The sequence below is a fragment of the Rothia nasimurium genome (assembly GCF_928381415.1).
Taxonomy (GTDB): Bacteria; Actinomycetota; Actinomycetes; order Actinomycetales; family Micrococcaceae; genus Rothia; species Rothia nasimurium_H.
This window is the reverse complement of record NZ_CAKMSF010000004.1, coordinates 112150-136864: the sequence shown is the minus strand read 5'-3', so window position 1 is coordinate 136864 and position 24715 is coordinate 112150. Positions and strand designations below refer to the sequence as shown.

The following is a 24715-nucleotide window of genomic DNA, read 5'->3' as shown; positions in this document are numbered from 1 at the left end:
TAACAGTGTGGGGCACCCCTGACGGGGTGCCCCACACGTGTTTTAACAGGCTTTCGCTGGCCCTGCGTGAAGAGTTACCAATCACCGAGCCAATCATCTCCTCTACGGGCTTTCTGCACCTTGTAAACGCCAATTACTAGTCGGTGGGTGGGTATTGGGGCTGTTGCCCTACATGGCTGACAGTTCTGAAAGAGTAGCGCACTCCCGAGGTCGCGTGTGCTGGGCCCATTCTGCGCAAGATGCAGGGTAAATGAGGTGGCTCTCCCCCAGCTCACAGGGGACTTATAACCTTTGAACCGCTGTGCTGTGCATTTGAGGATGCGGGGCACAGCGTATCTCTTTTCAACCGGGGCTATGCCGCTGAGCGCCCGCCACAGGGATGGTCTCCCAGCTCAGGGAACCATGGTGGCGTGCGCTCTTGGCCGGTAATCACATAATAAAGATTCTTTAGGCGGCTCGGCGTGTCGCACTCCTAGTGTGGGCTGGTAGGGCCAGGCTGGCTCCTGTGCCGTCCTGTGCCGTCCTGTGCCGTCCTGTGCCGTCCTGTGCCGTCCTGTGCCGTCCTGTGCCGTCCTGTGCCGTCCTGTGCCGTCCTGCCACTCTCCCCTCAGCAATCTAAAAACGACACAAAAAGGGTGGGGCCTCTATCCTTTCGGATAGGGGCCCCACCCCTTGAGCCACGTAAGACTCTTAGTGGGCGTGGTCGCCGCGGTTGTATTCGTAAACCCAACCCAGAACAGCTGCTGCTGCGAAGGGGATGGCGATAAGTACGATCCACCAGTCGATAGCCAGACCTACAACAACGATGGTGCAAGCAACACCGATGAAGAGGGGCCACCATGACCACGGTGAGTAGAAGCCGTAGTCGCCAGCGCCATCAGCGATTTCACCTTCGAGGTTCTCGTAGGGCATGTCGGGGTGCTTCTTGTCGGTGAAGTTCAGGAAGTACCAGAGGAAGAGACACATCACGGCGGTAGCCAGAATCGCGGGGAAACCGGCCCACTCGGTGAAGTCAGTCATCAGACCGTAGACAATGCCAACGGGAATCAGGAAGACGCCGATGAAACCGAAAATCTTAGCAAGAAGTTTCACAGTGGCCTCCTAGCGTGCAGTTGCCTGGCGGGCTGCTGCAGCGACGTCATTGTTGGTGGACAGTTCAGGGTGGTGCAGGTCAAGTGCAGGACGCTCTGAACGGATACGGGGCAGGGCGGTGAAATTGTGGCGCGGGGGCGGGCAAGAAGTTGCCCATTCCAGTGAGCCACCGAAGCCCCAGGGGTCATCAACCTCAACACGCTTGCCGTTGCGGGCGGTGGTGTAGACGTTCCAGAACCAGGGAATCATGGAGATTGCCAGAATCATGGAGCCTACGGTTGAGAGCTGGTTCATCCAGGTGAAGCCATCTTCAGGCATGTAGTCTGCGTAGCGGCGGGGCATGCCGTCGACACCGAGCCAGTGCTGGATGAGGAAGGTCATGTGGAAGCCGATGAACAGCAGCCAGAAGTGAATCTTGCCCAGGCGCTCGTTCAGCATCTTGCCGGTGAACTTGGGCCACCAGAAGTAGAGTGCTGCGAACATACCGAAGACGAGGGTACCGAAGATGACGTAGTGGAAGTGAGCGACCACGAAGTAGGAGTCAGATAGGTGGAAGTCCAGCGGCGGGGTTGCCAGGATAATACCGGTGATACCACCGAAGAGGAAGGTAATCAGGAAGCCGATAACCCAGAGCATGGGGGTCTCAAAGGTGATGGAGCCCTGCCACATGGTGCCGATCCAGTTGAAGAACTTCACACCGGTAGGAATACCGATCAGCATGGTCATGAAGGAGAAGAAGGGCAGCATGACCGCGCCGGTGACGTACATGTGGTGTGCCCATACGGTAACTGACAGAGCCGCAATAGCGATGGTTGCAAAAATCAGACCCTTGTAACCGAAAATCGGCTTACGTGAGAAGACGGGGATGATTTCTGAAACGATGCCGAAGAAGGGCAGAGCCAGAACGTAAACCTCGGGGTGACCGAAGAACCAGAAGAGGTGCTGCCAGAGGACGGCGCCACCGTTTTCGGGGTCGAAGATGTGGCCACCGAGACGGCGATCCATACCGAGGGCGAACAGGGCGGACGCCAGCGGCGGGAAGATCATGATGATCAGGATTGCGGTGATCAGGGTGGTCCAGGTGAAGACCGACATACGCCACATGGTCATGCCGGGGGCACGCATGCAGAGGATAGTGGTCAGGAAGTTGACGCCACCCATGATGGTGCCGAAGCCCTGAAGAGCCAGACCGAAGATCCAGAGGTCACCACCGACAGAGGGGCTGTAGGTGGTGCTGTTCAGCGGAGCGTAAGCGAACCAGCCGAAGGAAGCTGCACCCTGGGGGGTAAGGAAGCCAGCGATGGCTACCAGTGAGCCGAACAGGAAGAACCAGAAGGCCAGGGAGTTCAGACGGGGGAAGGCAACGTCGGGTGCACCAATCTGCAGGGGTACCAGGACGTTAGCGAAACCGGTGAACAGCGGGGTACCAAACATGAGCAGCATCAGGGTGCCGTGCATGGTGAAGAGCTGGTTGAACTGTTCCTTGGTTTCGAGGAACTGCATACCGGGGGTGAAGAGCTCCAGGCGCATAAGCAGAGCCATGACACCGGCAAAGCAGAAGAAAATAAACGCGGCGATCAGGTACATGTACCCGATGGTCTTGTGGTCGGTGGAAGTCAGCCAGTTGACGATGATTCGTCCCTTGGACTTAGGAACCACCCGCGGGACAACGCTACCGGTTGTCTCAGCTGAATACTCAAGAGTAGTCACGGGTTACCTCTTAGTTGTTGGTGTTCATGTTGGGGTTACGGTTGTACTCGTCACCCAGACGGCCAATGTTGCCTTCATCTTCCAGTGACTGGATGTAGGCATCGTAGTCTTCCTGGCTGACAACTTCAACGTTGAAGAGCATCTCTGAGTGGTACTCACCGCAGAGCTCGGCGCACTTACCCTGGTAGCGAGCGGGCTCGGAACCGGTGGTGAAGTACATGTGGTTGGTCATGCCGGGAATGGTGTCGCGCTTCTCGAGGAAGGCGGGAACCCAGAAGGAGTGGATGACGTCACGGGATTTGAGCTGCAGGTCTACGGTTGAGTTGACCGGCAGGTAAAGGGTGGGGAGGGTTTCCTCAACGCCTTCCTTGCCTTCCTTGTCGAGGCGAGCCTGGACGCCGGCGAAGTAGACGTTTTCGTCGAGGTAGTTGAAGTCCCATGCCCACTGCTTACCGTAAACCTCGATGGTGACATCGGCGGTTTCAGACTTGGGAGCGGTGATTTCGCGCTCGGCACGGTCTGAGAAGGTGAAGAAGCTGACGATCAGGATGATCGGGATAGCGGTGTAGAAAATTTCCAGCGGAGCGTGGTAGCTCACCTGGCGGGGGTAGCCGGTTTCGTACTTGCGACGGCGGTAGGCGATGATGCACCAAAGCATGAGGCCCCAGGTCACAAGACCTACAGCCAACGCAGCGATCCATGTACCAATCCAGAGGTCCATGATGGTATCGGCGTTATCGGTTACACCACGCTGAGTGGGCAGCCAGCCCACTGATGCCTGTTCTGAACAACCGGTCAAGAGCAGCGCTGAAACGGCTGTGGCAGCGGCTACTGCCTTGCCCTTAAGCCCCTTGCTGCTGGTTCGATGCTGCGAACTCACAGACGGCCCTTCCTGTAGCGATGTGCGTGTCACCTGGTGCTGTGTGTGGACAGCATTAACCCAGGTGTTAATTCTTTCAATACGAGCTTACCCTCAAACGGGCGTTTCTGGTGACAACCTGTCAATGAACTGACGTGTCATTACATAAGTATTTCATGTTTGGGCGGGCTGAAACAGAAAAGTGGGGGTATGCCGGAGCATACCCCCACGTGTGAAGCGGGCTGGGTAGACGCTTAGTGGAAGGAATCTCCACAGGCGCAGGAGCCCTGGGCGTTGGGGTTATCGATGGAGAACCCCTGCTTCTGAATGGTGTCTTCGAAGTCGATGGTTGAGCCTTCGAGGTAGGGAACACTCATACGATCAACGATGACTTCTACGCCGTCGAAGTCGCGGACGGCGTCACCGTCGAGCACGCGCTCGTCGAAGTAGAGCTGGTAAATCAGGCCTGAACAGCCGCCGGGCTGCACGGCGATGCGCAGGCGCAGGTCGGTGCGTCCTTCCTGCTCAAGCAGGGAACGAACCTTACCGGCTGCAACCTCGGTGAGGTTAACGCCGTGGGTGGGGAGATCTTCGAGTACTGCCTCAGACATAAGCAATCCTTTCGTGGGGTGTTTTGATGTCAATCTTACGCCTCTTGGGTACGGGGCGCGAGATGTTCGCAGTCAAGTGAATTCCTAGTTGGCGGTGTGAGCTGCCGCCAGCATGAGGGCTTCAGCAAGGATTGCCTTCTGGAAGTCGGGGATGAAGAGGGACTCGTTGGCGCTGTGGGCGCGGGTATCGGGGTCTTCGATGCCGGTAATCAGAATGTGGGCCTCGGGGTAGACCTCGGTGAGGGTCGCAATGAAGGGGATGGACCCGCCCATGCCGGTGGTGACAGGCTCAACTCCCCAGGCCTCCCCCAGCGCTGCCAGGGCTAGCTGGGCGCCACTGCCAGAAAGGTCGGCCTGGTAGGGCTGACCGGAGTCTTCGGCATGGTAGGTCACCTCTGCCCCGTGATGGTTGTGGCGGGCGAAGTGCTCGGCAAGTGCCTGGTGGGCTGCGGCGGGATTCTGGCCGGGAGCCAGGCGGACGCTGATGCGCGCCTTGGCTGTGGCAGCAATGGTGTTTGAGGACTCGGCAACCGAGGTGATGTCCATGCCGATGACGGAGATAGCGGGCTGGGACCAGAGGCGGGAGGAGATAGAACCCTGACCTGCCAGCTTCATGCTGTCGAGAATGCCAGAATCGGTGCGGAAATCGACCTCAGGGTATTCAACGTCAGGTTCAGGTGCAGTAACCAAACCTTCAACTGCAACTGAACCTTGAGTATCGTGCAGGGTGGCGAGTAGCTGGATAAGGACGGTGTTGGCGTCCAGCAGGGGGCCGCCAAACATGCCGGAGTGAACTGAGTGGCTGCTCACGCGTACAGAAATATCACCGCTTGCTACACCACGCAGGCCCGCGGTAAGAGCAGGTACGCCGGTTTTCCAGTTAGCTGAGTCTGCTACAACGATGTAGTCGCCAGCAAGCTTGTCGCGGTAGGTATGCAGGAAGCTATCAAAGCTGGGTGAACCAGCCTCTTCCTCGCCCTCGATAAAGATGGTGACGCCAACCTTAAAGTCGTCGCCCAATACTTCACGCGCAGCCTTAAAGGCAGCCAGGTGGGCAATGACACCAGCTTTGTCGTCCGCAGCTCCGCGGCCGTAGAGGCGATCGCCCTTGCGAGTGGCGACAAAAGGCTCGGTCTCCCAGAGGGAGCGGTCGCCAGCTGGTTGCACATCGTGGTGGGCATAGAGCAAGAAGGTGGGGAAGCCAGGTGCAGCCGGTGAGTGGGCTACGACCGCAGGCATACCCTGCTGGCCTTCCCCGTAGGTTGCTGAGAGAATCTCAACACTTTCAAAACCGGCGTCCTCCGCCAGGCTCTTCACCTTTTCGGCACTGCGCTGTACCTCAGTAAGATCAAAAGACTCCCAGGCAACAGAAGGGATAGCCACGAGCTCAGCTAGATGCTCAAGCTGAGCTTCAAAGTTCTCTTCGATGTAGGTTGCTAGAGCCGGGCGGGCAGAAAAATCAAAATCGTGTGTTGTCATACATCTCAGAATACGCTCTGACTGTATATCTACGCACGAACTTGGTTATTCTTAAGGGGTGTTTGGTCGTAATAAGAAATCATCAGAAAATGCTGGTTCTGTGGTTGCCGAGGCTACTCCGGTAGCAAGCGAAGCCCCTGAAACCACCCAGCCGGGGTACACCGCGCCCAAGGGACGTCCTACCCCTTCCCGTAAAGAACGTGAAGCTGCCCGCCGCACTCCCCTGGTTCCCGCAGACCGCAAGGCTGCAAAGGACGCCCAGCGTGAAGCTGACCGCGAGTTCCGGGCAAAGCAACAGCAGGCCCTGCAAACCGGCGATGAGCGCTACCTGCCCGCCAACGATCGTGGCCCCCAGCGCCGCTACATCCGTGACTATGTTGATGCCCGTTTCAACGTAGGTGACATCATGATCATCGTTATTCTGGCTGTCTTTATCGTGGGCCTTTTCTCCCCCAGCATGCAGCAGTACACTATCTTGCTGATGTGGGGCATGATTCTACTCTGGGTCATCGACTACATGATTATGTGGCGCGGGCTCAAGAAGAAGTTGACCGAAAAGTTTGGCTCCATTGAGCCCCGCTCCGGCTTCTACGCCTTCAACCGCGTCATGATGATTCGCCGTTTCCGCCTGCCCAAGCCTCAGGTTAAGCGCGGCGAATACCCCAAGTAAGGCCACGACGGAGTAAATGCGCTAGCTTTCAACCTTAAATTCAAAGGGGCGCTACCTCTCTAGAGAGGTAGCGCCCCTTTGTGTCATGATCTCACGTGTCTAGTCTAGCGGGTTTTCCGCAATTTCAATAGTCCACGATTAATATGAGCTGCCCACAGGGGGCCTTCGTAGATGAAAGCAGAGTAACCCTGCACCAGATTGGCGCCCGCATCCAGGCGGTCAGCGACGTCCTGAGCAGTGGTAACGCCACCTACCGAGATAAGAGCCAGCTGGTCCCCCACCTCAGCTTTCAACAGGCGGAGAACCTCAAGGGAACGCTTCTTGAGGGGCTCACCTGAGAGGCCACCCGCACCAATTTCCTTAACCTTAGCTTGAGGGCTAACCAGGCCCAGCCCATCACGGGCAATCGTGGTGTTCGTGGCAATAATGCCGTCTAGCCCCAGACGCAGAGCCATCGCGGCAACGTCCTTAATATCTTCATCGGCCAGATCAGGAGCAATCTTCACGACCAGGGGCACACGGCGCCCCTGCACGACGCGGTCGGCTTCAGCACGTACAGCCTCAAGTAGAGGTTCAAGGGTCTCAGTCGCCTGAAGGTCTCGCAGACCCGGGGTATTCGGCGAGCTGACATTCACAGCGAGATAGTCAGCCTGGGGCGCAAGAACCCGAGTGCTCACCAGGTAGTCCTCGATAGCGTCCTCAAGGGCTACCACCTTGGTTTTACCGATATTGACACCAATAACGGGGCGTACCTTACCCCGATATTCGGCTTCAAGATCCGCGCGGGCAGCTGCAACACGGGGGCCAGCTGCTGCCGCCCCATCGTTATTGAAGCCCATGCGGTTAATAATGGCTTTATCATCTACCAGACGGAAAAGACGGGGCTGGGGGTTGCCCGGCTGATCCTGGCCGGTAATCGTACCGATTTCAATGTGCCCAAAACCCAGGTTACCTAGCGCCGGAATTGCCTTACCGCCCTTATCAAAACCAGCGGCAACGCCGAAAGGCGAGGGGAAAGTAAGGCCCATGACCTCGGTAGCCAGTGACGGGTGAGGCGCAAAGTAGCGACCCCCCAGGCGAGAAATGCCGGTGCGGCGAAGGGTCTGTATTCCCCACATGCCCACATGGTGAGCCTTCTCAGCGTCCATGGGTTTGAAGAAGAGTTTGAACAGGGTTGGGTAGATCCGCATATCGGACCCCTTTCAGCCGCGGCTTTCGCCTAGTGTGGGAGGAAACTTAGGGTTGGGTCACCTTATCAACGGCCCCACCGTAGCGGCGGTCACGGCGGGCGTATTCTTCTACCGCCTGCCACAGTACCGTACGGTCAACATCGGGCCAGAGCACGTTCATAAAGACCATCTCGGCATAGGCACTTTGCCAGAGAAGGAAGTTAGAGAAACGCTGTTCACCAGAGGTGCGGAGGAAAAGATCAACGTCGGGCAGATCAGGCTCGTCGAGATAGTTCTGAAAGATTTTTTCGTTGACGTGCTTGGGCTTGAGGCGGCCGGCTGCGACGTCCTCCGCAATCAGGGCGGCGGCGTCCGCAATTTCTGCCCTACCCCCGTAGTTGACGCACATGGTCAAGGTACACAGGGTGTTGTGCTTGGTTTCTTCTTCGCACTTTTCGAGCAGTTTGATAACCGACTTCCAGAGCTTGGGCCGACGGCCAGCCCAGCGGATGCGAACCCCCCAGCTCTTGAGGGTCTCTAGCTGACGTTCTAGAACCTCAGAGGAGAACCGCATGAGGAAGGCGACCTCATCGGGGCTACGACGCCAGTTCTCGGTTGAAAAAGCGTAGGCAGAAACATAGGGAATACCCATTTCGATAGCACCAGCCACCACATCGAGCAGGGCTGCTTCACCGGCTCGGTGGCCCTCATTGCGGGGTAGGCCGCGTTCATTCGCCCAGCGTCCATTGCCGTCCATCACCACGGCCACGTGCTGGGGCACGAACTTGCTCGGAATCGCAGGAGCTACGGCGCCGCTGGGGTGGCTGTAGGGCTTCACCGGTGTCATCTACTAGATTTCCTTCTCTAGGGTGGTCAGAGTTTTGAGCGGCCGCTCAAGCTGCCACTGCACATAGTCCATGATATGCCGTTCTGCCCGCTGCCGGAGCGCGGGCGGGTGCTCGCTCAAAATGCCGGGCCAGTCGCCGGTGGCCAGAGCCGCTAAATAGGCAGGTTCTTCAGGAGCCAGTGGGCTGAGCTGAGGGAAGTCACCGGTGCGCGCACACCCGGTGCACAGCACCCCCAGGGAGGGGGAAAAATAGGTGAGGTCATCCAGACTGCCGCAGGCGGCACAGGCACCAATGGCCATGCTCCAACCCGCCCTGTGCAGGGCTCGCAGCAGGTAGGAGTCAAGGACGCGGTGGGGCGGGTAGGTACCCCGCGCTAGGGCTGAGAGGGCCCCGGCCAACAGCGTGAACTGCTCCTCTAAGCGCTCTTGTTCGTGGTTGAGAAGTTGCTCTGCCACTTCGGCTAAGACAGCCGCGACCGTGTAACGGGTGTAGTCGTTGATAATCGGCCCCAAATAGGCGCGGCGGGTAACAACCTGCGAAATCGTAGCGAGTTTTTTACCGGGGGCAGCCGAAATATCGACCAGCATGAAGGGCTCGAGCCGAGCACCAATCTTTGAGCTACTCTTGCGCACTCCCCTGGCTACTGCGTGCACAATCCCCCGCTGCCGGGTAGCCAGGATAATAATGCGGTCGTGCTCCCCCAGATCCTGGGTGCGTAAAACAATAGCGCTATCACGAATGGTCTTAGTCGTAGATAGCGCTGAAGTCACGTCTTTATTCTCCCACATTCAGTGTGCCAGGTCTCTACCCTGACCTGTTATACGGGGCACTGTCAAAAGGTGGGCCGTACCGGAAGTCCCGGCACGGCCCACACTGATGCTCTACTCAGCAGAGTCACGCAGCGCGCGGTTCACCGCTGAAATCATAGCCTTGAGTGAGGCACGAGTGGTCGAGCTGTCGATACCGACACCCCACAGCACCCGGCTCCCCACCGCTGCCTCAATGTATGAGGCCGCCTGGGCGCTCGCCGCAGAAGCCAGGGTGTGCTCCGAGTAGTCGAGCACGCGGACGTCCACGCCCTCCTTGGCCAAAATTGACTGCAGGGCCTCGATGGGGCCGCTACCCTGACCCACTCGGTTGTAGGTATGGCCAGCAATGTTCAGGCCAACCCGCATGGTGGTCTCGCCGTGCTCCTCAGAGTCAATAGAGAGCGATTCAATGCGGTACTTACCCCAGCGGGCGTCCGCCTCCCTGCTCGGCAGGTACTCATCGGCAAAAATATCCCACAGGGCCTTGCTCTCAACCTCGCCTCCCTGGGCATCGGTCTGAGCCTGCACAATAGCAGAGAACTCCTGCTGGGCGCGCTTGGGCAAATCGAGCCCAAAGTCCTTCTTGAGCAGGTAGGCCACACCACCCTTGCCCGACTGGGAGTTCACACGAATCACAGCCTCGTAGGTACGGCCCAAATCCTTGGGATCAATGGGCAGGTAGGGAACAGCCCATACCAAATCATCGACGCTCTTACCCTGCTCGGCAGCGTCCTTCTCCATGCGCTCGAAGCCCTTCTTGATGGCGTCCTGGTGTGAGCCTGAGAAGGCGGTGAAGACCAGGTCGCCACCGTAGGGGGAACGCTCGTGAACGGGCAGCTGGTTGCAGTACTCAACGGTTCGACGAATCTCGTCGATGTCGGAGAAGTCAATTTCGGGGTCGATGCCCTGGGTATACATGTTCAGGCCCAGGGTAATCAGGTCAACGTTACCGGTGCGCTCGCCATTGCCAAAGAGGCAGCCCTCGATACGGTCTGCACCGGCCAGGTAGCCCAGCTCAGCTGCAGCTACACCGGTGCCCCGGTCGTTGTGGGGGTGCAGAGAGAGAATGACGTGCTCACGGTTGGTCAGGTTGCGGCTGACCCATTCTACGGAGTCAGCATATACGTTAGGGGTAGCCATCTCAACGGTGGCAGGGAGATTGATAATAACCTCGTTGCCCTCGCCAATACCCAGCTCATCGGTGACAGCGTTGCAGACGCGAACCGCGTATTCCAGCTCGGTGCCGGTGAAGGACTCCGGTGAGTACTCGTAGGTGATCTTGGTGTCGCCAGCCAGCTGCTCTTCGTATTTCTTACAGAGACGGGCGCCGGTGAGGGCGATGTCCAAGATGCCGTCCTGGTCCTGGTTGAAAACCACGCGGCGCTGCAGCACAGAGGTGGAGTTGTAGAAGTGGACGATAGCCTTGGGGGCCCCGTCGATAGCCTCAAAGGTCTTCTGAATCAGGTGCTCACGGCACTGTACCAGCACCTGGATGGTGACGTCGTTGGGAATGTGGCCCTCTTCGATGAGGGTGCGCACGAAGTTGAAGTCGGTGGCCGAAGCTGAGGGGAAGCCGACCTCAATTTCCTTGTAGCCCATCTTGACCAAGAGCTTGAACATGGCGAGCTTGCGCTCGGTATCCATGGGGTCAATCAGGGCCTGATTGCCGTCACGCAGGTCAACAGCGCACCAGCGGGGGGCCTTTGTCATGGTCTTGTTAGGCCAGGTGCGGTCGGGCAGGGAAACCTGAATCTGCTGGTCAAATGGCACGTACTTGTGTACGGGCATGGGTGAGGGCTTCTGAAAGTTTTTCATCGTGATGACCTTAGATGTTGAGATCGGTGAGGAAGGGGTATCGTCCCGGGTAGCACTGACCCGTATCGAAGCTATACCCGGGGCGCTTCGATACGGCAGATAAGGAGTACCAGTGTCATCTCACTCATACTGTCACGGTATCACGCAGAGACGGGCGGCGGCAGAACCTGCCGCCGCCCGTCCACTATATGGAACCGCTGGGTGGGTGATTAGTAGCTGAAGGACTGCTGGCAGGTTACCTGATCAGCGGTCTGGCCGGTAGCCCCGGCCGCAATCTCCGAGGTGGGTGCGGCAATGGCATCGTTCTCAGCCAGGTCCGACCCCAGAATAACGGCAATACCCACGTACTGATCCGAGGGAGTTAGCGAGGTGATACCGAAGAGGTCGGCAATAGCCTGGGCCTCAGCGTCATAGCCGTAGGGGTAGTAAATTGCCGACTCGGTGTAGACCGCATCGGTGGTATCTACCGTGACCGAGGTAAAGCCAGCCTGTTCAATCTTGGGGGCTAGCTCTTCGGCCCGGTTTTCAACACCGGTGGCGTCGGTGACGCTCACGCCCAGGGAGTAGATCAGCTCAGCAGCCGGGGCGGACGATTCACTCGCGGTGGCAGTGGCCGCGGGGGCAGGCTCGACCAGGGATTCATCATTCTGAAGTTTGGTGAAGAAAGCCTCTGCATCGGCAGAGAGCTGGAGCTTGTTTTCGTCGTAGACGTAGGGCTCGTTGGGGACGGTTGCAAAGACGACCTTGCTCAGGTCGATGTTGGCAAAGATAGAGCCGATGCTCACCAGGTTACCCAGGTTAGTCAGTTCCTTATCGACGGTGACGTTCTGGGTAATAGCCTCAGCGATGTTGAGTAGCATAGCCGGGTTGGTGAGAGTTCCCTCAGCCTGGACCTTCCGAAGTAGGGAGGCGAGGAAGCTCTGCTGGGCCTGGATACGGGCGGTGTCGCTGCCGTCGCCAAAGCCGTGACGAGAACGTAGGAAGGCCAGAGCCTGTTCACCCTCAACGCTGGAGGTTCCGGCGGGGAGCTTGAGCCCGCTGTAGGTGTCGTCAATCGGCTCGGTTACACAGACCTCAACGCCACCCACAACGCTCGATAGGGCTTTGACGGCGTTAAAGTCCACCAGCATGAAGTGGTCAATAGCTATGCCGGTGAGGTTGCTGATTGTGGCCACGGTGCAGCCGGGGCCACCGCGTTCGAGGGACTCGTTAATCTGGGTTTCGGTGGTAGCCGGGTAGACCTCACCGGTTTCGGCATCCGTACACTTGGGAATATCGACCATCAGGTCGCGGGGGAAGGATATGACGTTGACGTTTGAACGGTCTTCGCTCACCTGAACCAGCATCATCACATCGGAGCGTGCCCCGGATGCGGCGTCCTCAGCAGTACCGTAGGCCCCGTTGTTACCGGCGCGGGTATCGGAACCAATCACGAGAATATCGAGAGGGCCGCTGGCAAGGTCCGACGAGAGCTCACCAATGTTCATCTCGGCGGTCTGCACGTTGCTGCGCAAACGCACCAGGGCAAAACCGCTAAAGGCAACCACCATAGCGAGAAGGGCAACGCACGAGAGCGCTATCCACTTGACCCGCTGGGACTTGAGAGGCTGGTTGCTCATATGACGCCCCAGGGGCGTAACAACTCGCTGCGGGGGCTGACCCTGTGGCGCCATAAAAGGTATCTCCGATTCGTCTACGGTACGGGGGTGACCGATTTTCTTCAGCCCAGCTTAGGGGGTAAAACTGGGAGGAAACTCCTGATAAGAGGGGAAAACTTAGAAGCCCAGCTTGCCCAGCGCACGGGGGTCGCGCTGCCAATCCTTGGCCACCTTCACGTGAATGGAGAGGAAGACCTTGGTGCCGAGCAGGGCCTCGATGTTCTTACGGGCAGTTTGACCGATTTCTTTCAGGCGAGCTCCCCGCTTGCCAATGATAATTCCCTTTTGGGAGTCTCGCTCCACAAAGAGGTTCACGTGAATATCGAGCAGGGGGTTCTCCTCGCTGCGGCCCTCGCGCAGTTCCATTTCTTCAACGGTGACGGCTACCGAGTGGGGCAGCTCGTCCTGCACGCCTTCCAGAGCCGCTTCTCGCACCAGCTCAGCTACCAGGGTGGCCTCAGGCTCGTCGGTCAGCTCGCCGGTGGGGTACAGCGGGGGTGAGTCAGGCAGGTAGGACGAAAGGAGCTTCGCGACCTCTTCTACCTGGTAGTCCTTGACCGCAGAAACCGGGATGATATCTGCCCAGCCGCCACGGCCGTCATTAACAGGAGCAGGCACAGCCTGGCCCTTATCGCGGGTAGCTGCCGGGCCGCTGCCCTTACGGAAGGGAAGCTCCTCCCCCTTCTTCTTGCGCTCCTGACGTTCGCGGCGCTGCTGGCGGGCTGCCCGCTCAGCGCTCATAATCTCATCGCCCAGCGCCGAAACGGCAAGAAGCTGCTCGGTCAGCTGCTCGTGACCCACCTTATCGGCCTTGGTGACGATAGCGACGATGGGCTTGTTGCCCGAGGCAGCCAGCTGCTGCGCAATATAGCGGTCACCGGGGCCGATTTTTTCGTCAGCAGGAATGCAGAAACCAATGACGTCGACCTCCGAGAGAGTCTGCGCCACCATGTCGTTCAGACGCTCACCCAGCAGGGTACGGGGGCGGTGCAGACCGGGAGTATCCACCAGCACCAGCTGGAAGTCCTCACGGTGCACAATACCGCGGATGGTGTGTCGGGTAGTCTGCGGGCGGTTGGAGGTAATAGCGACCTTCTGCCCGACCAGCGCATTGGTGAGGGTTGACTTACCGGCGTTGGGGCGGCCTACCAGAACGGCAAAGCCCGCAGTGTAGTCGTCGGGGAAGGAAGCAAACTCCATGCAGATACTCCAATGATGGGATTAAGTAATGTCTTGGCTTTACTTTACAGGGTGTTGCGGCGCAGGGTCCGCCCAAACAGAGAGCGTGCCAATCTTATTGCGGCGCCCACGAGAACCAATAGCCTTAATGTGAATACCCTCAACAACAACTTCGCTGCCGATAATCGGTACCCGACCCAGGTGTTTAGCTAGCAGACCGCCGACCGTATCGACGTCCTCATCATCAAGTTCTAGGCCGAAGAGCTCGCCCAGTTCCCAAATACTCAGGCGGGAGCTGATCTTGAAGGTGCCGTCGTCTTGCAGGGTGATTTCGGGCTTCTCGTTGTCGTACTCGTCAGAGATGTCGCCGACCAGTTCTTCAATGAGATCTTCTAGGGTTACAAGACCGGCGGTTCCGCCGTACTCATCAACAACCACAGCGACGTGGGTAGATTCACGCTGCATTTCCTTGAGCAGGTCCATCACGCGCTTGGATTCTGGCTCATAGCGGACCGGGCGCATCAGAGAGGTAATCCCCAAGCTCTTAAGGTCTGCCCCCGCCTCGCGTGAGGCGGCCAGGGCGTCCTTGAGGTAGAGCATGCCACGCACATCGTCAAAGGACTCCCCCAGCACCGGTACGCGGGAGTAGCCCGACCGCAGGAAGAGGGAGATAGCGTCGTCCAGGCTTTCGGTCACGTCAACCGTCACCATATCGGCACGCGGCACCATAATTGAGCGGATGCGGGTCTCATCGAGTTCAAAGATGGACTGAACCATCTCTGCCTCGTCGTCTTCGATAGCCTCAGAAGAACTGGCGCGGTCAACGAACTCAAGAATCTCATCTTCAGTGAAGATGCCGGTAACCTGCTCGGAGTCCTTGGGGCTGACCTTGCGGGACAGGGCGGTGAGAGCGGACGAGAAGGGGCGGGTCAGCACGCCTAGCCCGTAAACCACCCCGGCCATCGCCGAGAAGACCTGAGTATGCTTGGTGCGCCCCACCAGGCGGGGGGCAACCCCGAAGAAGGCAAAGACCACAACGGTCATGACAAGTAGGGTGACCAGGACGCTCACCCAGGTGCGGCTAAAAAGATCGTGGACGAGCAGGAAGAAACAGACGACCGAAGACACCTCAGCCAGAACCCGCCAGATTCGCAGGGAGCGGAAGTAGGGCTCGGGGTCAGCGAGAATAGCCCGAATACTCTTGTTCTCGGGCTCCTCCCCCAGGCGCTGGGCCTCAGAACGGGGCAGATAGGTGTAGGACGACTCAACGGCGGTGAGCAGGTAGCCCACTAGAACTAAGAGCAGGACGGCACAGGCCAGCAAAGCAGAATAAAGCACCGGTTAGTGCCTCGTCTCTACAGGTGCCGGGCGCCCCAGAAATTCTTCAAGAATGGTGCGCTGAATACCGAACATTTCAGCCTCTTCTTCCGCCGTGGCATGGTCAAAGCCCAGGCAGTGCAGGATGCCGTGGGTGGTGAGCAGGCAGAGCTCATCGAGGGTGCTGTGGCCTGCGTCCACCCCCTGACGGGCAGCAACGGGCGGGCACAAGACAATGTCACCGAGGACGCCGGTGGCAGGCTGATCGTCGGTGCCGGGGGTGAGCTCGTCCATGGGGAAGCTCATCACGTCGGTGGAGCCGGGCAGGTCCATCCAATCGATGTGGATGCGCTCCATTTCACTTTCGCCCACAATAGCGATAGATAGCTCGGTCTCAGGCGAGACCTTCATGTGGGTAAAGGCGTGGGCTACCAGCTTCTCCAGCACACCGGTATCAACAGCCTCAAAAGACTCACGCACAAAGTCGCCCGCCTCTGCGCCGGGCTCTTCAATATCAAACTCAATATTCACGGGGCTAGGCCTTCTCTTCGGGGGTTACATCAATACCTGACTGCTGCAGCAGCTTTTCGGCCGCAGCCTCAATGGTCTGGCGCTTGACCTTGCGATTGCGGCGGCGCTCCATCGAGGTCTTGGCATCGTCCCACTTATCGTAGGCACTCACAATATCCGAGACCAGGGAGTGGCGCACCACATCCTCGGCCTGCAGAACCGCGAAATGGATATCGTCAATGCCCTCAAGAATCTGGCGAATCTGCTTCAGACCTGAAGCCTGACCACCGGGCAGATCAACCTGGGTGACGTCACCGGTAATCACCATCTTGGAGCCAAAGCCCAAACGGGTCAGGAACATCTTCATCTGCTCCACCGTAGTGTTCTGCGCTTCGTCCAAAATAATGAAAGCGTCGTTCAGGGTACGACCGCGCATATAGGCCAGGGGCGCCACCTCAATGGTCCCGGCCTCCATCAGACGAGGAATGGTCTCTGGGTCCATCATGTCGTGCAGCGCATCGTAGAGCGGGCGCAGATAGGGGTCAATCTTCTCGTTCAAGGAACCAGGCAGGAAGCCTAGGCGCTCGCCAGCTTCGACAGCTGGGCGGGTCAGAATGATGCGGTTGACTTCCTTTGACTGGAGGGACTGTACCGCCTTGGCCATGGCCAGGTAGGTCTTACCGGTACCTGCCGGGCCGATGCCAAAGACCACGGTGTTGGCATCGATAGCATCGACATAGGACTTCTGATTAATGGTCTTCGGGCGAATATTCTTGCCCCGGGAGCTCAGAATATTCTGGCTGATCGCGGTTGCTGGGTGTGAGAGGCTGGCGGTCATCATGCCCATGATGCGCTTGACCACCTCGCCGGTGACCTGGGTGTCGTTCTCTACCAAAATGGTGAGTTCAGCCAGCAGACGGACGGTGGTGGCTACGGTTTCTGAGGGGCCGGTAACGATGACGTCTAGCCCCTTGGGTCGAATAGTGAGACCGGGGAAGGCCTGCTCGATCAGGGTGATATTTCCGTCGTGGGGGCCAAGCACCGCGACCATCTCTTCGGTTGACCGGAAGGAGAAGGTGCGGGCAACAGAGAGGGGGCGGCTGCTAGCCGTAGATGAGGTAGTCATAGATGCCCGTGCGGGCTGTCAGAGCTCCTTGAAATACAAAGCGTACGCGGTAGTTCTTACTTTACCTGTAGCAGAACGGGGTTTACCAGCGTCCTAGCGCAACGTTGAGGGCAGAAATAGCGGCTGCACCAGCGGTGGAACTGCGGAGGATTTCTGGGCCAAGCAGCACCGTGTGGGCCCCGGCTTCTGCGAGCAGGTCGAGTTCTCGGGGGCTGATACCGCCTTCGGGGCCAACGATGAAGTAGACCTCTTTTACCCGATCGGTCAGGTGCCGCTCAAGAGCTTGGGTGAGACGGTAGTCTGCCTGTTCGTGGAGAACCAGGAAGAGGCCGTCCTCCCCCAACTCCTGGGCAAGATCGGCTAAGTCTGCGGTTGAGTGCTGTTCATAGACCGGTGGCAGCAGGGCCCGGCGGGACTGCTTAGCTGCTGCCCGCACCGTATTCTGCCACTTAGCCCGTGCTTTGACGGCCCGCTCCATCTTCCAGCGCACAATCGACCGGTCGGCGCTCCAGGGCACAATACCGTGGGCACCCAGCTCGGTGGCCATCTCAATGGCCTGGATATCCCTATCCCCCTTAGCCAGGGCCTGCACAAGGTATATCTCTACCCCCACCGAATCTTGGGTGAGCTCGAGGACCTCAAGCACGGGGCCGTCCTGACCCAGCTCAGTAACCCGGGTGATAGCGCGGTTGCCCTCACCGTCTACCACGTCGAGCCCTTCCCCGAGCTCCGGACGTTTGACGAGGGCATGGTGCCCCTCGTCGCCGGTCAGGTGCAGGGTGGCACCTGGCGTCAGGGCAGTTAGCTCATCAGGTTCGATGTAGTAGACAGCGTTGCTCATGGGGTCGTCCTATTTGAGGTGGTCTTTGAGGCGGGAGAAGAAGCCGCCCTGCTTGTGGGTGACGGTTTCGCTGACCTGCAGGTCCTCGCCGCGAAGCTCGGAGAACTGCTTGAGCAGGTTCTTCTGCTCCTCGGTGAGGTCGGTGGGGGTACGTACCTCAATCTGCACACGGATGTCGCCGCGGCCGCCGCCGCGCAGGTGGGTGACGCCCAGGTCCTTGAGGGTGACTACGTTACCTGACTGGGTTCCGGTGGGAATCTGTACCTGCTGGGGGCCGTCGAAGGTGTCGAGGGTGATGGTGGTGCCCAGGGCCGCTGCGGTCATGGGCACACCTACGGTGGCTACCAGGTCATCGCCGTCCCGGCTGAAGGTGGGGTCGGGGTTGACACGCAGCTCAACATAGAGGTCGCCGTTGGGGCCACCTGCGGTACCGGCCTCACCCTGGCCTGCCAGGCGGATGCGGGCGCCGTTGGTGACGCCGGCGGGAATTTTGATGGTGAGGGGCTTGCGTTCCCGCACGCGGCCTTCGCCGTAACACTCAGCGCAGGGGTGCTTAATGACGGTGCCGAACCCGCGGCAGGTGGGGCACTCAACGGGCTGCACGACGGTGCCCAGAATCGACTGGACCTGGCGCTGCATGTAGCCCTGGCCGTGGCAGGTGTCGCAGGTTTCGGGGTGGATGCCCTCAGCGGTTCCTTCGCCCTTGCAGAGGTCACAGGTGACGGCGGTATCAACGGTGATGGGCTTGTTGGTTCCGAAGACGGCATCTTTGAGGTCAATCTTGACGTTGATGAGGGCGTCCTGGCCCTGGCGGACGCGGCTCTGGGGGCCGCGCGGGGTAGAGTTGAAGAAGGTGTCGAAGATGTCTTGGAAGCCGCCAAAGCCCCCGCCGAAGCCGCCTGCTCCTGCACCGAAGCCACCGGCGGTGCCGTTTTCGTTGCCGGTCTGGTCGTAGATGCGACGCTTTTCTGGGTCAGAGAGCACATCGTGGGCGAGGGAGACGCGCTTGAACTCCTCGGCAGCTTCTTCTGAAGGGTTGATGTCGGGGTGCAACTGGCGGGCCTTCTTGCGGTAGGCCTTCTTGATTTCTTCGGGGCTGGCATCGCGTGAGACGCCGAGGGTTTCGTAGTGACTGCTCACTGGTTCTCTCTTTCGATGGGCTGGTTTAAAGGGGGTAGGCGCAGGGCTAGGCCTGGCCCAAAATCTTGGATAGGTAGCGGGCTACGGCGTTGACCTTGGAGACGGTGCTGGTGTAGTCCATGCGGGTGGGTCCAACGACTCCCACGTGGGCAGCTCCCCCGGGCCCGTAGCTACTGGCGACGACCGAGGTTTCGGCCAGGGATTCGCTGCGGTTCTCAGAGCCGATACTCACGGCAAATCCGCGTTCATCGTGGTCTAGGTCGGTGAGTAGTTTGAGTAGCACAACCTGCTCTTCTAGGGCATCGAGCACCGGGGCGATGCTGCCTCTAAAATCTACGGTCGAGGCGGCAAGGTAGGAGGTGCCCGCAATCAGCACCTGAGAAGAGGCACCCTGGGCTGCGAGTAGGTGCAGGGCCTCGGTGAGGGGGCTGAGCAGGTTATTGCCGGGGGCGGACGCCGGTGCTGCGGCTATGCTGTCGAGCGTACGGTTGACGTAGAGGTCAAGGAGCTGCTGGCGGGCCACTGCAAGCTCTTCGGGGCTGTGGGCAAGGGTGAGGGTGCGCTGGTTAACCTGGCCGGAGTCGGTAATAAGAATCAGCAGCACCGTGGTGCTGGAGAGGGAGACCAGCTCGATATGGCGCACGCTGGTAGCCGGGCCGGTGGGGTACTGCACCATAGCTACCTGGTGGGTGAGCGATGAGAGCAGACGCACGCTGGTCTTCATCATCTCATCAACGCTTTCGGCGCTATCGAGCAGGGTGTGAATTGCCCGTTTTTCAGCGTCAGAGAGGGGCTGTAGGGACGATATCTGGTCAACGAAAAGGCGGTAGCCCCGGTCGGTGGGCACCCGCCCGGCACTGGCATGAGGAGCCTGGATCAGGCCCTGCTCTTCGAGGGCCGCCATGTCGTTGCGCACGGTGGCGCTTGAGACCCCCAGCTGGTGCCGCTCGAGCAGGGTTTTAGACCCTACGGGCTCACGGGTGTGCACGTATTCTTCGACGATGGCTTGCAGAACTTGCAAGCGTCTCGGGTGGTTCACGGCACCTCCTGGGCTCATAGGTCTTCGCCTGGTGGGCGAAGAGGTCTGCGGGGCTAGATTAGCACTTGATGACCTTGAGTGCTAAGTTACCCGTTAACTCTAATACCACTGAACTAGAATCAGAACTCGGTACGCTGATGGCTAATGCCCCTGGATGAGAGAGTGAGAGAGACACCGATGGACTACCGCGATACCTGGGGTCAGGCTGACCTCACCTCCCACCGTCCTACCCTGCCCAAGGTACCTCTTGCCCCCGGCATGGTGCTAGAGGACGCCGCCACCGGCTTTGTGGGGGCGGCAGTGACCCTGCGGGCTACGGTGTCCGGCCCCCAGGTGGGCCTCGAAGACCGGCGGGGCCGAATCAAGTTCTTCCCCCTGGGCCCGGGGTTTTTGCTCGAAGGCCGCAGCATTGACCTGACCAAGCCTCAGCAGAAGCCCAAGGCCGCTACGCGGCAGGTTTCTCGGTCGGGGTCGGTTGCGGTGGAGAACGCTCCGGCACGGACGGCCAGGGCCAGCCGTATCTGGGTGGAGGGCGTGCACGATGCCGAGCTCATTGAAAAGGTCTGGGGCCACGACCTACGGGTTGAGGGTATCGTGGTGGAACCCCTGCACGGGGTCGACGATCTCGCCGCAGCAGTTGCAGGTTTTGGCCCGGCCTCCCACCGCAAACTCGGAATTCTGGTAGACCACCTGGTGGCAGGAAGTAAGGAAGAGCGCATCGCGCAAGAGGCCATGGCCGTGGCCGGTGCCCGCGATAACGTGCTGATTGTGGGCCACCCATTTGTGGATATCTGGCAGGCCGTCAAGCCCCAGGTATTAGGCTTACAGGCCTGGCCCGAAGTTCCCCGCGGGGAAGACTGGAAGACAGGCATACTGCGGCGTTTCGGGCGGGCGGCGGATACCCCCGAGGACGTCCGCGCCGGCTGGGATTCCATTCTCAAGAGGGTCAATTCCTACACCGACCTTGAACCAAGTCTCTTAGGGCCGGTAGAACACCTCATTGACTTCGTCACCCTTGACGGGCCCGCAGGCTAGAGCGGGTACAGGCGGTGTGACAAATATCGTCCTGCTCCCCCATAAATTCGTAGGCTTCACATATACCGCCCTCCCCCGGCTTTGACTAAAATTGTGACTGGTGGGCTTAAAAGCCTGCGCATCACTCATTCGCCCTTCAACCTCAAAGAGAAGAATTCTTGAAGACCGCATCAGCACCTTCCTCGACCACCTACAAGGGGTCACCTGCAACCGCTGCACACCTGTCTGTTAGCGCAGACCGCAATATCGCAACCGCTGCACACTTTGGGGGCGTGCTAGGTTGTATTCCCGCGGCCGTCATCTACTACCTCTACCGAGGCCGCGGCCCCTTCACCGAGCAGGAATCCCGTGAAGCTCTCGACTTCACCCTGCTGCCCACCCTGGTTCTGGCCGTCTCTATTATGCTCAGCAACATTCCGGCTATCGGCTGGCTCTTTGGCCTGATTGCTGCCCTGGCCTGGACCTACCTGGCTATCTCAGCTCTGATCGCCGGTGTAAAGGTAACCCGCGGCAACCCCTACCAGTACAAGGGCAATACCCGTCTTTTCAGCAAGCTCACTCGCCGCGGTAAGTAGGCACCCGGGCTGCTAGAACATGAAGGGGGCGGTCTGACTCAGCTGAGTCAGACCGCCCCCTTTAGTTTCCCCTGGCAGGGCAAGAGAAGTTAGCTGTCAATATCGGGGAGGAGCTCCCTGGTCACCGCGTCGCCCAGTAGGCGCCCCTGGAGGGTGAGCTGCACGCGTCCGCCCGCTCTTGCCTCGGGGTCAATCAAACCCTGCCCCTCAAGCCAGTTCAGGGACGCCTCGATTCGGGCAGCATCACCACCCTCCAGTAGACGGGAAATGTCTAGGCCGTCAATGACCCTGACCTGTAGCATGATGTCCTCAAACCTGCGGGTCTGCTCCCCCAAAACCTCGCGGGCAGCAGCCGGGCTTTGACCAGCCCGGACTCGGTTGGCGTAGGGTACCGGGTGTTTGAGGTTCCACCAGCGGGTGCCGTTCACATGAGAGTGGGCGCCGGGGCCAATTCCCCACCAGTCCTGGTTACGCCAGTAGGCATAGTTATGACGGGAACGATACTCCGGTGACTTGGCGTAGTTCGACACCTCATACCAGTGGTAACCGGCCTCATTGAAGATCTGCTCAGCCAGCAGGTACATATCCGCCATCAGGTCCTCGTCGGGCATGGCGTAGTCGCCCCGCCGAATCTGGGCAGCCAGCTTGGTACCCTCTTCAACGATAAGCGAATAGGCAGAAATATGGTCGGGGGCATACGATACCGCTGCCCGCACCGACTGCTCCCACTGCGCTAGGCTCTCCCCCGGTGACCCGTAAATCAGGTCAACCGACACCTGCAGCCCAACCTCTTTAGCCCAGGCGACCACCTTGGGAACATTCGCCGGAGTGTGGGTACGATCGAGCACCTCAAGCACCTCAGGTACCACCGACTGCATACCGAAGGACACCCGGGTAAAGCCACCGGCCTTCAGAGTCTCAAGGTCCTCGCGGGTCACCGAGTCGGGGTTAGCCTCGGTCGTTACCTCAGCACCCTCTTCTACACCAAACAGCTCAACCGCTTCGCGCAGAATCTTCACAAGGTCAGCTGCGGGCAGCTTGGTGGGAGTGCCCCCGCCAAAAAAGACAGAGTAGAGCGGACGGTCAGCGACACCCGACTCGCGCAAAACCTGCCGGGCAAAGCGCAACTCGGCGATGGCGTCCTCGGCATAGGTACCCAAACCCACCCCGTTGCCGAAATCCTCGGTGGCGTAGGTATTGAAGTCGCAGTAGCCGCACCGTACCGAGCAAAAGGGCACGTGCACGTAGAGAGAAAAATCGCGCTCAACGCCGTGGACGGCAGAATCAACGGGGATTCTGCCGTCCAAAGGGGCCGGAGCGCCCAGAGGCTGGGCTGGCATTACTTCTTGCCCTTGTCCTTACCTTCTTCACCGGAAGACAGGGCAGCGATGAAGGCTTCCTGGGGGACCTCAACACGGCCCACCATCTTCATACGCTTCTTACCTTCCTTCTGCTTCTCCAGCAGCTTACGCTTACGAGAAATATCGCCACCGTAGCACTTAGACAGAACGTCCTTACGCATAGCGCGAATATTCTCACGGGCAATAATGCGAGAGCCAATAGCAGCCTGAATCGGCACCTCGAACTGCTGACGAGGAATCAGCTCGCGCAGCTTACCGGTCATCATCACGCCGTAGGAGTAGGCCTTATCGCGGTGGGTAATGGCCGAGAAAGCGTCAACCTTCTCGCCCTGCAGCAGAATATCGACCTTGACCAGATCGGCTTCTTCCTCACCGTCAAACTTCCAGTCCAGAGAAGCATAACCGCGGGTCTTGGACTTGAGCTGGTCGAAGAAGTCAAAGACAATTTCGGCCAGGGGTAGGCGGTAGCGCAGTTCCACGCGATCCTGTGAAAGGTAGTCCATGCCACCCATGGTGCCGCGGCGGGACTGGCACAGCTCCATAATCGCGCCCACAAACTCATTCGGGGCAATGATGGTACAGGCCACCATGGGTTCGCGGATGGTAGCGACCTTACCCTCGGGGAACTCGGAAGGGTTGGTGACTCGCTGGGCGGTGCCGTCCTCAGCCACCACATCGTAGATAACGTTGGGGGCAGTAGAAATCAGGTCGAGGTTGAACTCGCGTTCCAGACGCTCACGCACAATTTCAAGGTGGAGCAGACCCAGGAAGCCACAGCGGAAGCCGAAGCCCAGAGCCGCAGAGGTCTCAGGCTCGTAAATCAGGGCGGCGTCGTTGAGCTGCAGCTTATCGAGGGCGTCACGCAGGGCCGGGTAGTCAGAGCCGTCAATCGGGAAGAGCCCCGAGAAAACCATGGGCTTGGGGTCCTCGTAGCCACCCAGCTCTTCTGCGGCAGGCTTGTGAGCACCGGTGACGGTATCACCCACGCGGGACAGGCGGACGTCCTTCACACCGGTAATCAGATAGCCTACCTCGCCCACGCCCAGGCCGTCGGTCGGCTTGGGCTCGGGAGAAATCACACCGATTTCCAGCAGGTCATGCTCGGCACCGGTAGACATCATCTTAATCTTCTGGCGGGGTTCCAGCTTGCCGTCCACCACACGAACGTAGGTGACCACACCGCGGTAGGAATCGTAGACAGAGTCAAAAATCATGGCGCGAGCGGGGGCATCAGCCTGGCCCTCGGGTGCGGGCAGCAGCTCAACAATGCGGTCAAGCAGCTCGGGTACACCCTCACCGGTCTTACCCGAAACCCGCAGCACATCCTCAGGCTCAACGCCAATCAGGTTAGCCAGCTCCTCGGCATACTTATCGGGCTGGGCAGCCGGAAGGTCAATCTTGTTGAGCACCGGAATAATGGTCAGGTCATTTTCCATAGCCAGGTAGAGGTTAGCCAGGGTCTGAGCCTCAATACCCTGAGCAGCATCCACCAGCAGCAGGGCGCCCTCACACGCAGCCAGAGAACGGGAGACCTCGTAGGTGAAGTCCACGTGACCGGGGGTGTCAATCATGTTCAGGGCATAGTTGACGCCGTCCACCTCCCAGGGCATACGAACAGCCTGGGACTTAATAGTGATACCGCGCTCACGCTCGATATCCATGCGGTCAAGGTACTGGGCCTTCATCTCGCGCGGAGTAACCACGCCGGTGGCCTGCAGCATGCGGTCAGCCAGGGTGGACTTACCGTGGTCAATATGCGCAATGATGCAGAAGTTACGGATAACGGAAGGGTCAGTGGCCGCCGGTTTGGGCGGGTTGGTCGCCAAGGGTGACACGTGGGTTGGGTCCTTTCACGACTCTCAGAAAGCTCAT

The 24715-nt window shown here is 59.2% G+C and carries 22 protein-coding genes; 3 read left to right on the top strand and 19 right to left on the bottom strand.

Annotated features, from left to right (window positions below; translation table 11 throughout):
• Positions 1–690: 690 nt before the first annotated feature.
• The 5 genes from L7A20_RS05945 to L7A20_RS05925 form a co-directional block, all read right to left on the bottom strand.
• Positions 691–1092 carry a cytochrome c oxidase subunit 4 gene (locus L7A20_RS05945; RefSeq protein ID WP_237185682.1) on the bottom strand — a complete coding sequence of 134 codons (402 nt, stop codon included), beginning with the start codon at positions 1090–1092 and terminating at the stop codon, positions 691–693.
• Between the two features lie 9 nt (positions 1093–1101).
• The gene (gene ctaD, locus L7A20_RS05940) at positions 1102–2802 is read right to left on the bottom strand and encodes a cytochrome c oxidase subunit I (RefSeq protein ID WP_185172910.1); all 1701 of its coding nucleotides are present in this window, start codon (positions 2800–2802) and stop codon (positions 1102–1104) included.
• Between the two features lie 10 nt (positions 2803–2812).
• The gene (gene coxB, locus L7A20_RS05935; RefSeq protein ID WP_185172909.1) at positions 2813–3682 is read right to left on the bottom strand and encodes a cytochrome c oxidase subunit II; all 870 of its coding nucleotides are present in this window, start codon (positions 3680–3682) and stop codon (positions 2813–2815) included.
• 233 nt (positions 3683–3915) lie between these two features.
• A complete protein-coding gene (locus L7A20_RS05930) occupies positions 3916–4272 on the bottom strand; it encodes a HesB/IscA family protein (protein WP_237185683.1) in 357 nt (118 codons plus the stop codon).
• Positions 4273–4356: 84 nt separating this feature from the next.
• Complete coding sequence (locus L7A20_RS05925; RefSeq protein WP_237222746.1) at positions 4357–5751, bottom strand: M20/M25/M40 family metallo-hydrolase; 1395 nt, start codon at positions 5749–5751, stop codon at positions 4357–4359.
• 100 nt (positions 5752–5851) lie between these two features.
• Between L7A20_RS05925 and L7A20_RS05920 the strand changes: the two genes are divergently transcribed.
• Positions 5852–6421: a DUF3043 domain-containing protein gene (locus L7A20_RS05920; protein WP_237222745.1), complete on the top strand. Its 570-nt coding sequence runs from the start codon at positions 5852–5854 to the stop codon at positions 6419–6421.
• Between the two features lie 104 nt (positions 6422–6525).
• Here L7A20_RS05920 and L7A20_RS05915 read toward each other — a convergent pair whose 3' ends face one another.
• From L7A20_RS05915 to hrcA, 12 genes are all read right to left on the bottom strand, one after another.
• Positions 6526–7611, bottom strand: coding sequence for a quinone-dependent dihydroorotate dehydrogenase (locus tag L7A20_RS05915; protein ID WP_237222744.1), 1086 nt, complete (start codon positions 7609–7611; stop codon positions 6526–6528).
• 46 nt (positions 7612–7657) lie between these two features.
• The gene (locus L7A20_RS05910; protein ID WP_237222743.1) at positions 7658–8437 is read right to left on the bottom strand and encodes an isoprenyl transferase; all 780 of its coding nucleotides are present in this window, start codon (positions 8435–8437) and stop codon (positions 7658–7660) included.
• Between the two features lie 3 nt (positions 8438–8440).
• Positions 8441–9208: a DNA repair protein RecO gene (recO, locus tag L7A20_RS05905; RefSeq protein ID WP_237222742.1), complete on the bottom strand. Its 768-nt coding sequence runs from the start codon at positions 9206–9208 to the stop codon at positions 8441–8443.
• A 111-nt stretch (positions 9209–9319) separates the two neighbouring features.
• Positions 9320–11062: a 2-isopropylmalate synthase gene (leuA, locus tag L7A20_RS05900; protein ID WP_237198957.1), complete on the bottom strand. Its 1743-nt coding sequence runs from the start codon at positions 11060–11062 to the stop codon at positions 9320–9322.
• Positions 11063–11271: 209 nt separating this feature from the next.
• Positions 11272–12681, bottom strand: coding sequence for an LCP family protein (locus tag L7A20_RS05895; RefSeq protein ID WP_237222741.1), 1410 nt, complete (start codon positions 12679–12681; stop codon positions 11272–11274).
• Positions 12682–12837: 156 nt separating this feature from the next.
• Positions 12838–13920 (bottom strand): GTPase Era, encoded by a 1083-nt coding sequence (locus L7A20_RS05890; RefSeq protein WP_237222740.1) that lies wholly within the window; start codon positions 13918–13920, stop codon positions 12838–12840.
• A 39-nt stretch (positions 13921–13959) separates the two neighbouring features.
• Entirely contained in the window at positions 13960–15237 is a 1278-nt protein-coding gene (locus L7A20_RS05885) for a hemolysin family protein (RefSeq protein ID WP_237198962.1), read from the bottom strand.
• A gap of 3 nt (positions 15238–15240) precedes the next feature.
• Positions 15241–15741 (bottom strand): rRNA maturation RNase YbeY, encoded by a 501-nt coding sequence (gene ybeY, locus L7A20_RS05880; protein ID WP_423817431.1) that lies wholly within the window; start codon positions 15739–15741, stop codon positions 15241–15243.
• A gap of 10 nt (positions 15742–15751) precedes the next feature.
• Complete coding sequence (locus L7A20_RS05875) at positions 15752–16852, bottom strand: PhoH family protein (protein ID WP_237222739.1); 1101 nt, start codon at positions 16850–16852, stop codon at positions 15752–15754.
• An 82-nt stretch (positions 16853–16934) separates the two neighbouring features.
• Positions 16935–17693 carry a 16S rRNA (uracil(1498)-N(3))-methyltransferase gene (locus L7A20_RS05870; RefSeq protein WP_237222738.1) on the bottom strand — a complete coding sequence of 253 codons (759 nt, stop codon included), beginning with the start codon at positions 17691–17693 and terminating at the stop codon, positions 16935–16937.
• Positions 17694–17702: 9 nt separating this feature from the next.
• A complete protein-coding gene (gene dnaJ, locus L7A20_RS05865) occupies positions 17703–18833 on the bottom strand; it encodes a molecular chaperone DnaJ (RefSeq protein ID WP_237222737.1) in 1131 nt (376 codons plus the stop codon).
• Positions 18834–18879: 46 nt separating this feature from the next.
• Positions 18880–19872: a heat-inducible transcriptional repressor HrcA gene (gene hrcA, locus L7A20_RS05860; protein ID WP_237198967.1), complete on the bottom strand. Its 993-nt coding sequence runs from the start codon at positions 19870–19872 to the stop codon at positions 18880–18882.
• Between the two features lie 177 nt (positions 19873–20049).
• Here hrcA and L7A20_RS05855 point away from each other — a divergent pair, with 177 nt between their 5' ends.
• Both L7A20_RS05855 and L7A20_RS05850 read left to right on the top strand, forming a co-directional pair.
• A complete protein-coding gene (locus L7A20_RS05855; protein ID WP_237222828.1) occupies positions 20050–20907 on the top strand; it encodes a DUF3097 family protein in 858 nt (285 codons plus the stop codon).
• Positions 20908–21065: 158 nt separating this feature from the next.
• Positions 21066–21482: a DUF4870 domain-containing protein gene (locus L7A20_RS05850; protein ID WP_237198969.1), complete on the top strand. Its 417-nt coding sequence runs from the start codon at positions 21066–21068 to the stop codon at positions 21480–21482.
• Positions 21483–21571: 89 nt separating this feature from the next.
• Here the strand turns inward: L7A20_RS05850 and hemW are convergent, their stop codons facing one another.
• Entirely contained in the window at positions 21572–22822 is a 1251-nt protein-coding gene (hemW, locus tag L7A20_RS05845) for a radical SAM family heme chaperone HemW (RefSeq protein ID WP_237222736.1), read from the bottom strand.
• Positions 22822–24678 carry a translation elongation factor 4 gene (gene lepA / locus L7A20_RS05840; RefSeq protein ID WP_237185701.1) on the bottom strand — a complete coding sequence of 619 codons (1857 nt, stop codon included), beginning with the start codon at positions 24676–24678 and terminating at the stop codon, positions 22822–22824. The genes hemW and lepA overlap by 1 nt, the downstream gene beginning before the upstream one ends.
• Positions 24679–24715 lie beyond the last annotated feature (37 nt).

What these genes read in the sequence shown, in the direction of transcription:
- L7A20_RS05875 (WP_237222739.1), bottom strand. Translation starts at nt 16,852, where the DNA reads ATGACTACCTCATCTACGGCTAGCAGCCGCCCCCTCTCTGTTGCCCGC.
- L7A20_RS05925 (WP_237222746.1), bottom strand. Translation starts at nt 5,751, where the DNA reads ATGACAACACACGATTTTGATTTTTCTGCCCGCCCGGCTCTAGCAACC.
- L7A20_RS05915 (WP_237222744.1), bottom strand. Translation starts at nt 7,611, where the DNA reads ATGCGGATCTACCCAACCCTGTTCAAACTCTTCTTCAAACCCATGGAC.
- L7A20_RS05895 (WP_237222741.1), bottom strand. Translation starts at nt 12,681, where the DNA reads ATGAGCAACCAGCCTCTCAAGTCCCAGCGGGTCAAGTGGATAGCGCTC.
- hemW (WP_237222736.1), bottom strand. Translation starts at nt 22,822, where the DNA reads ATGCCAGCCCAGCCTCTGGGCGCTCCGGCCCCTTTGGACGGCAGAATC.
- L7A20_RS05870 (WP_237222738.1), bottom strand. Translation starts at nt 17,693, where the DNA reads ATGAGCAACGCTGTCTACTACATCGAACCTGATGAGCTAACTGCCCTG.
- L7A20_RS05855 (WP_237222828.1), top strand. Translation starts at nt 20,050, where the DNA reads ATGGACTACCGCGATACCTGGGGTCAGGCTGACCTCACCTCCCACCGT.
- L7A20_RS05910 (WP_237222743.1), bottom strand. Translation starts at nt 8,437, where the DNA reads ATGACACCGGTGAAGCCCTACAGCCACCCCAGCGGCGCCGTAGCTCCT.
- leuA (WP_237198957.1), bottom strand. Translation starts at nt 11,062, where the DNA reads ATGAAAAACTTTCAGAAGCCCTCACCCATGCCCGTACACAAGTACGTG.
- L7A20_RS05890 (WP_237222740.1), bottom strand. Translation starts at nt 13,920, where the DNA reads ATGGAGTTTGCTTCCTTCCCCGACGACTACACTGCGGGCTTTGCCGTT.
- L7A20_RS05930 (WP_237185683.1), bottom strand. Translation starts at nt 4,272, where the DNA reads ATGTCTGAGGCAGTACTCGAAGATCTCCCCACCCACGGCGTTAACCTC.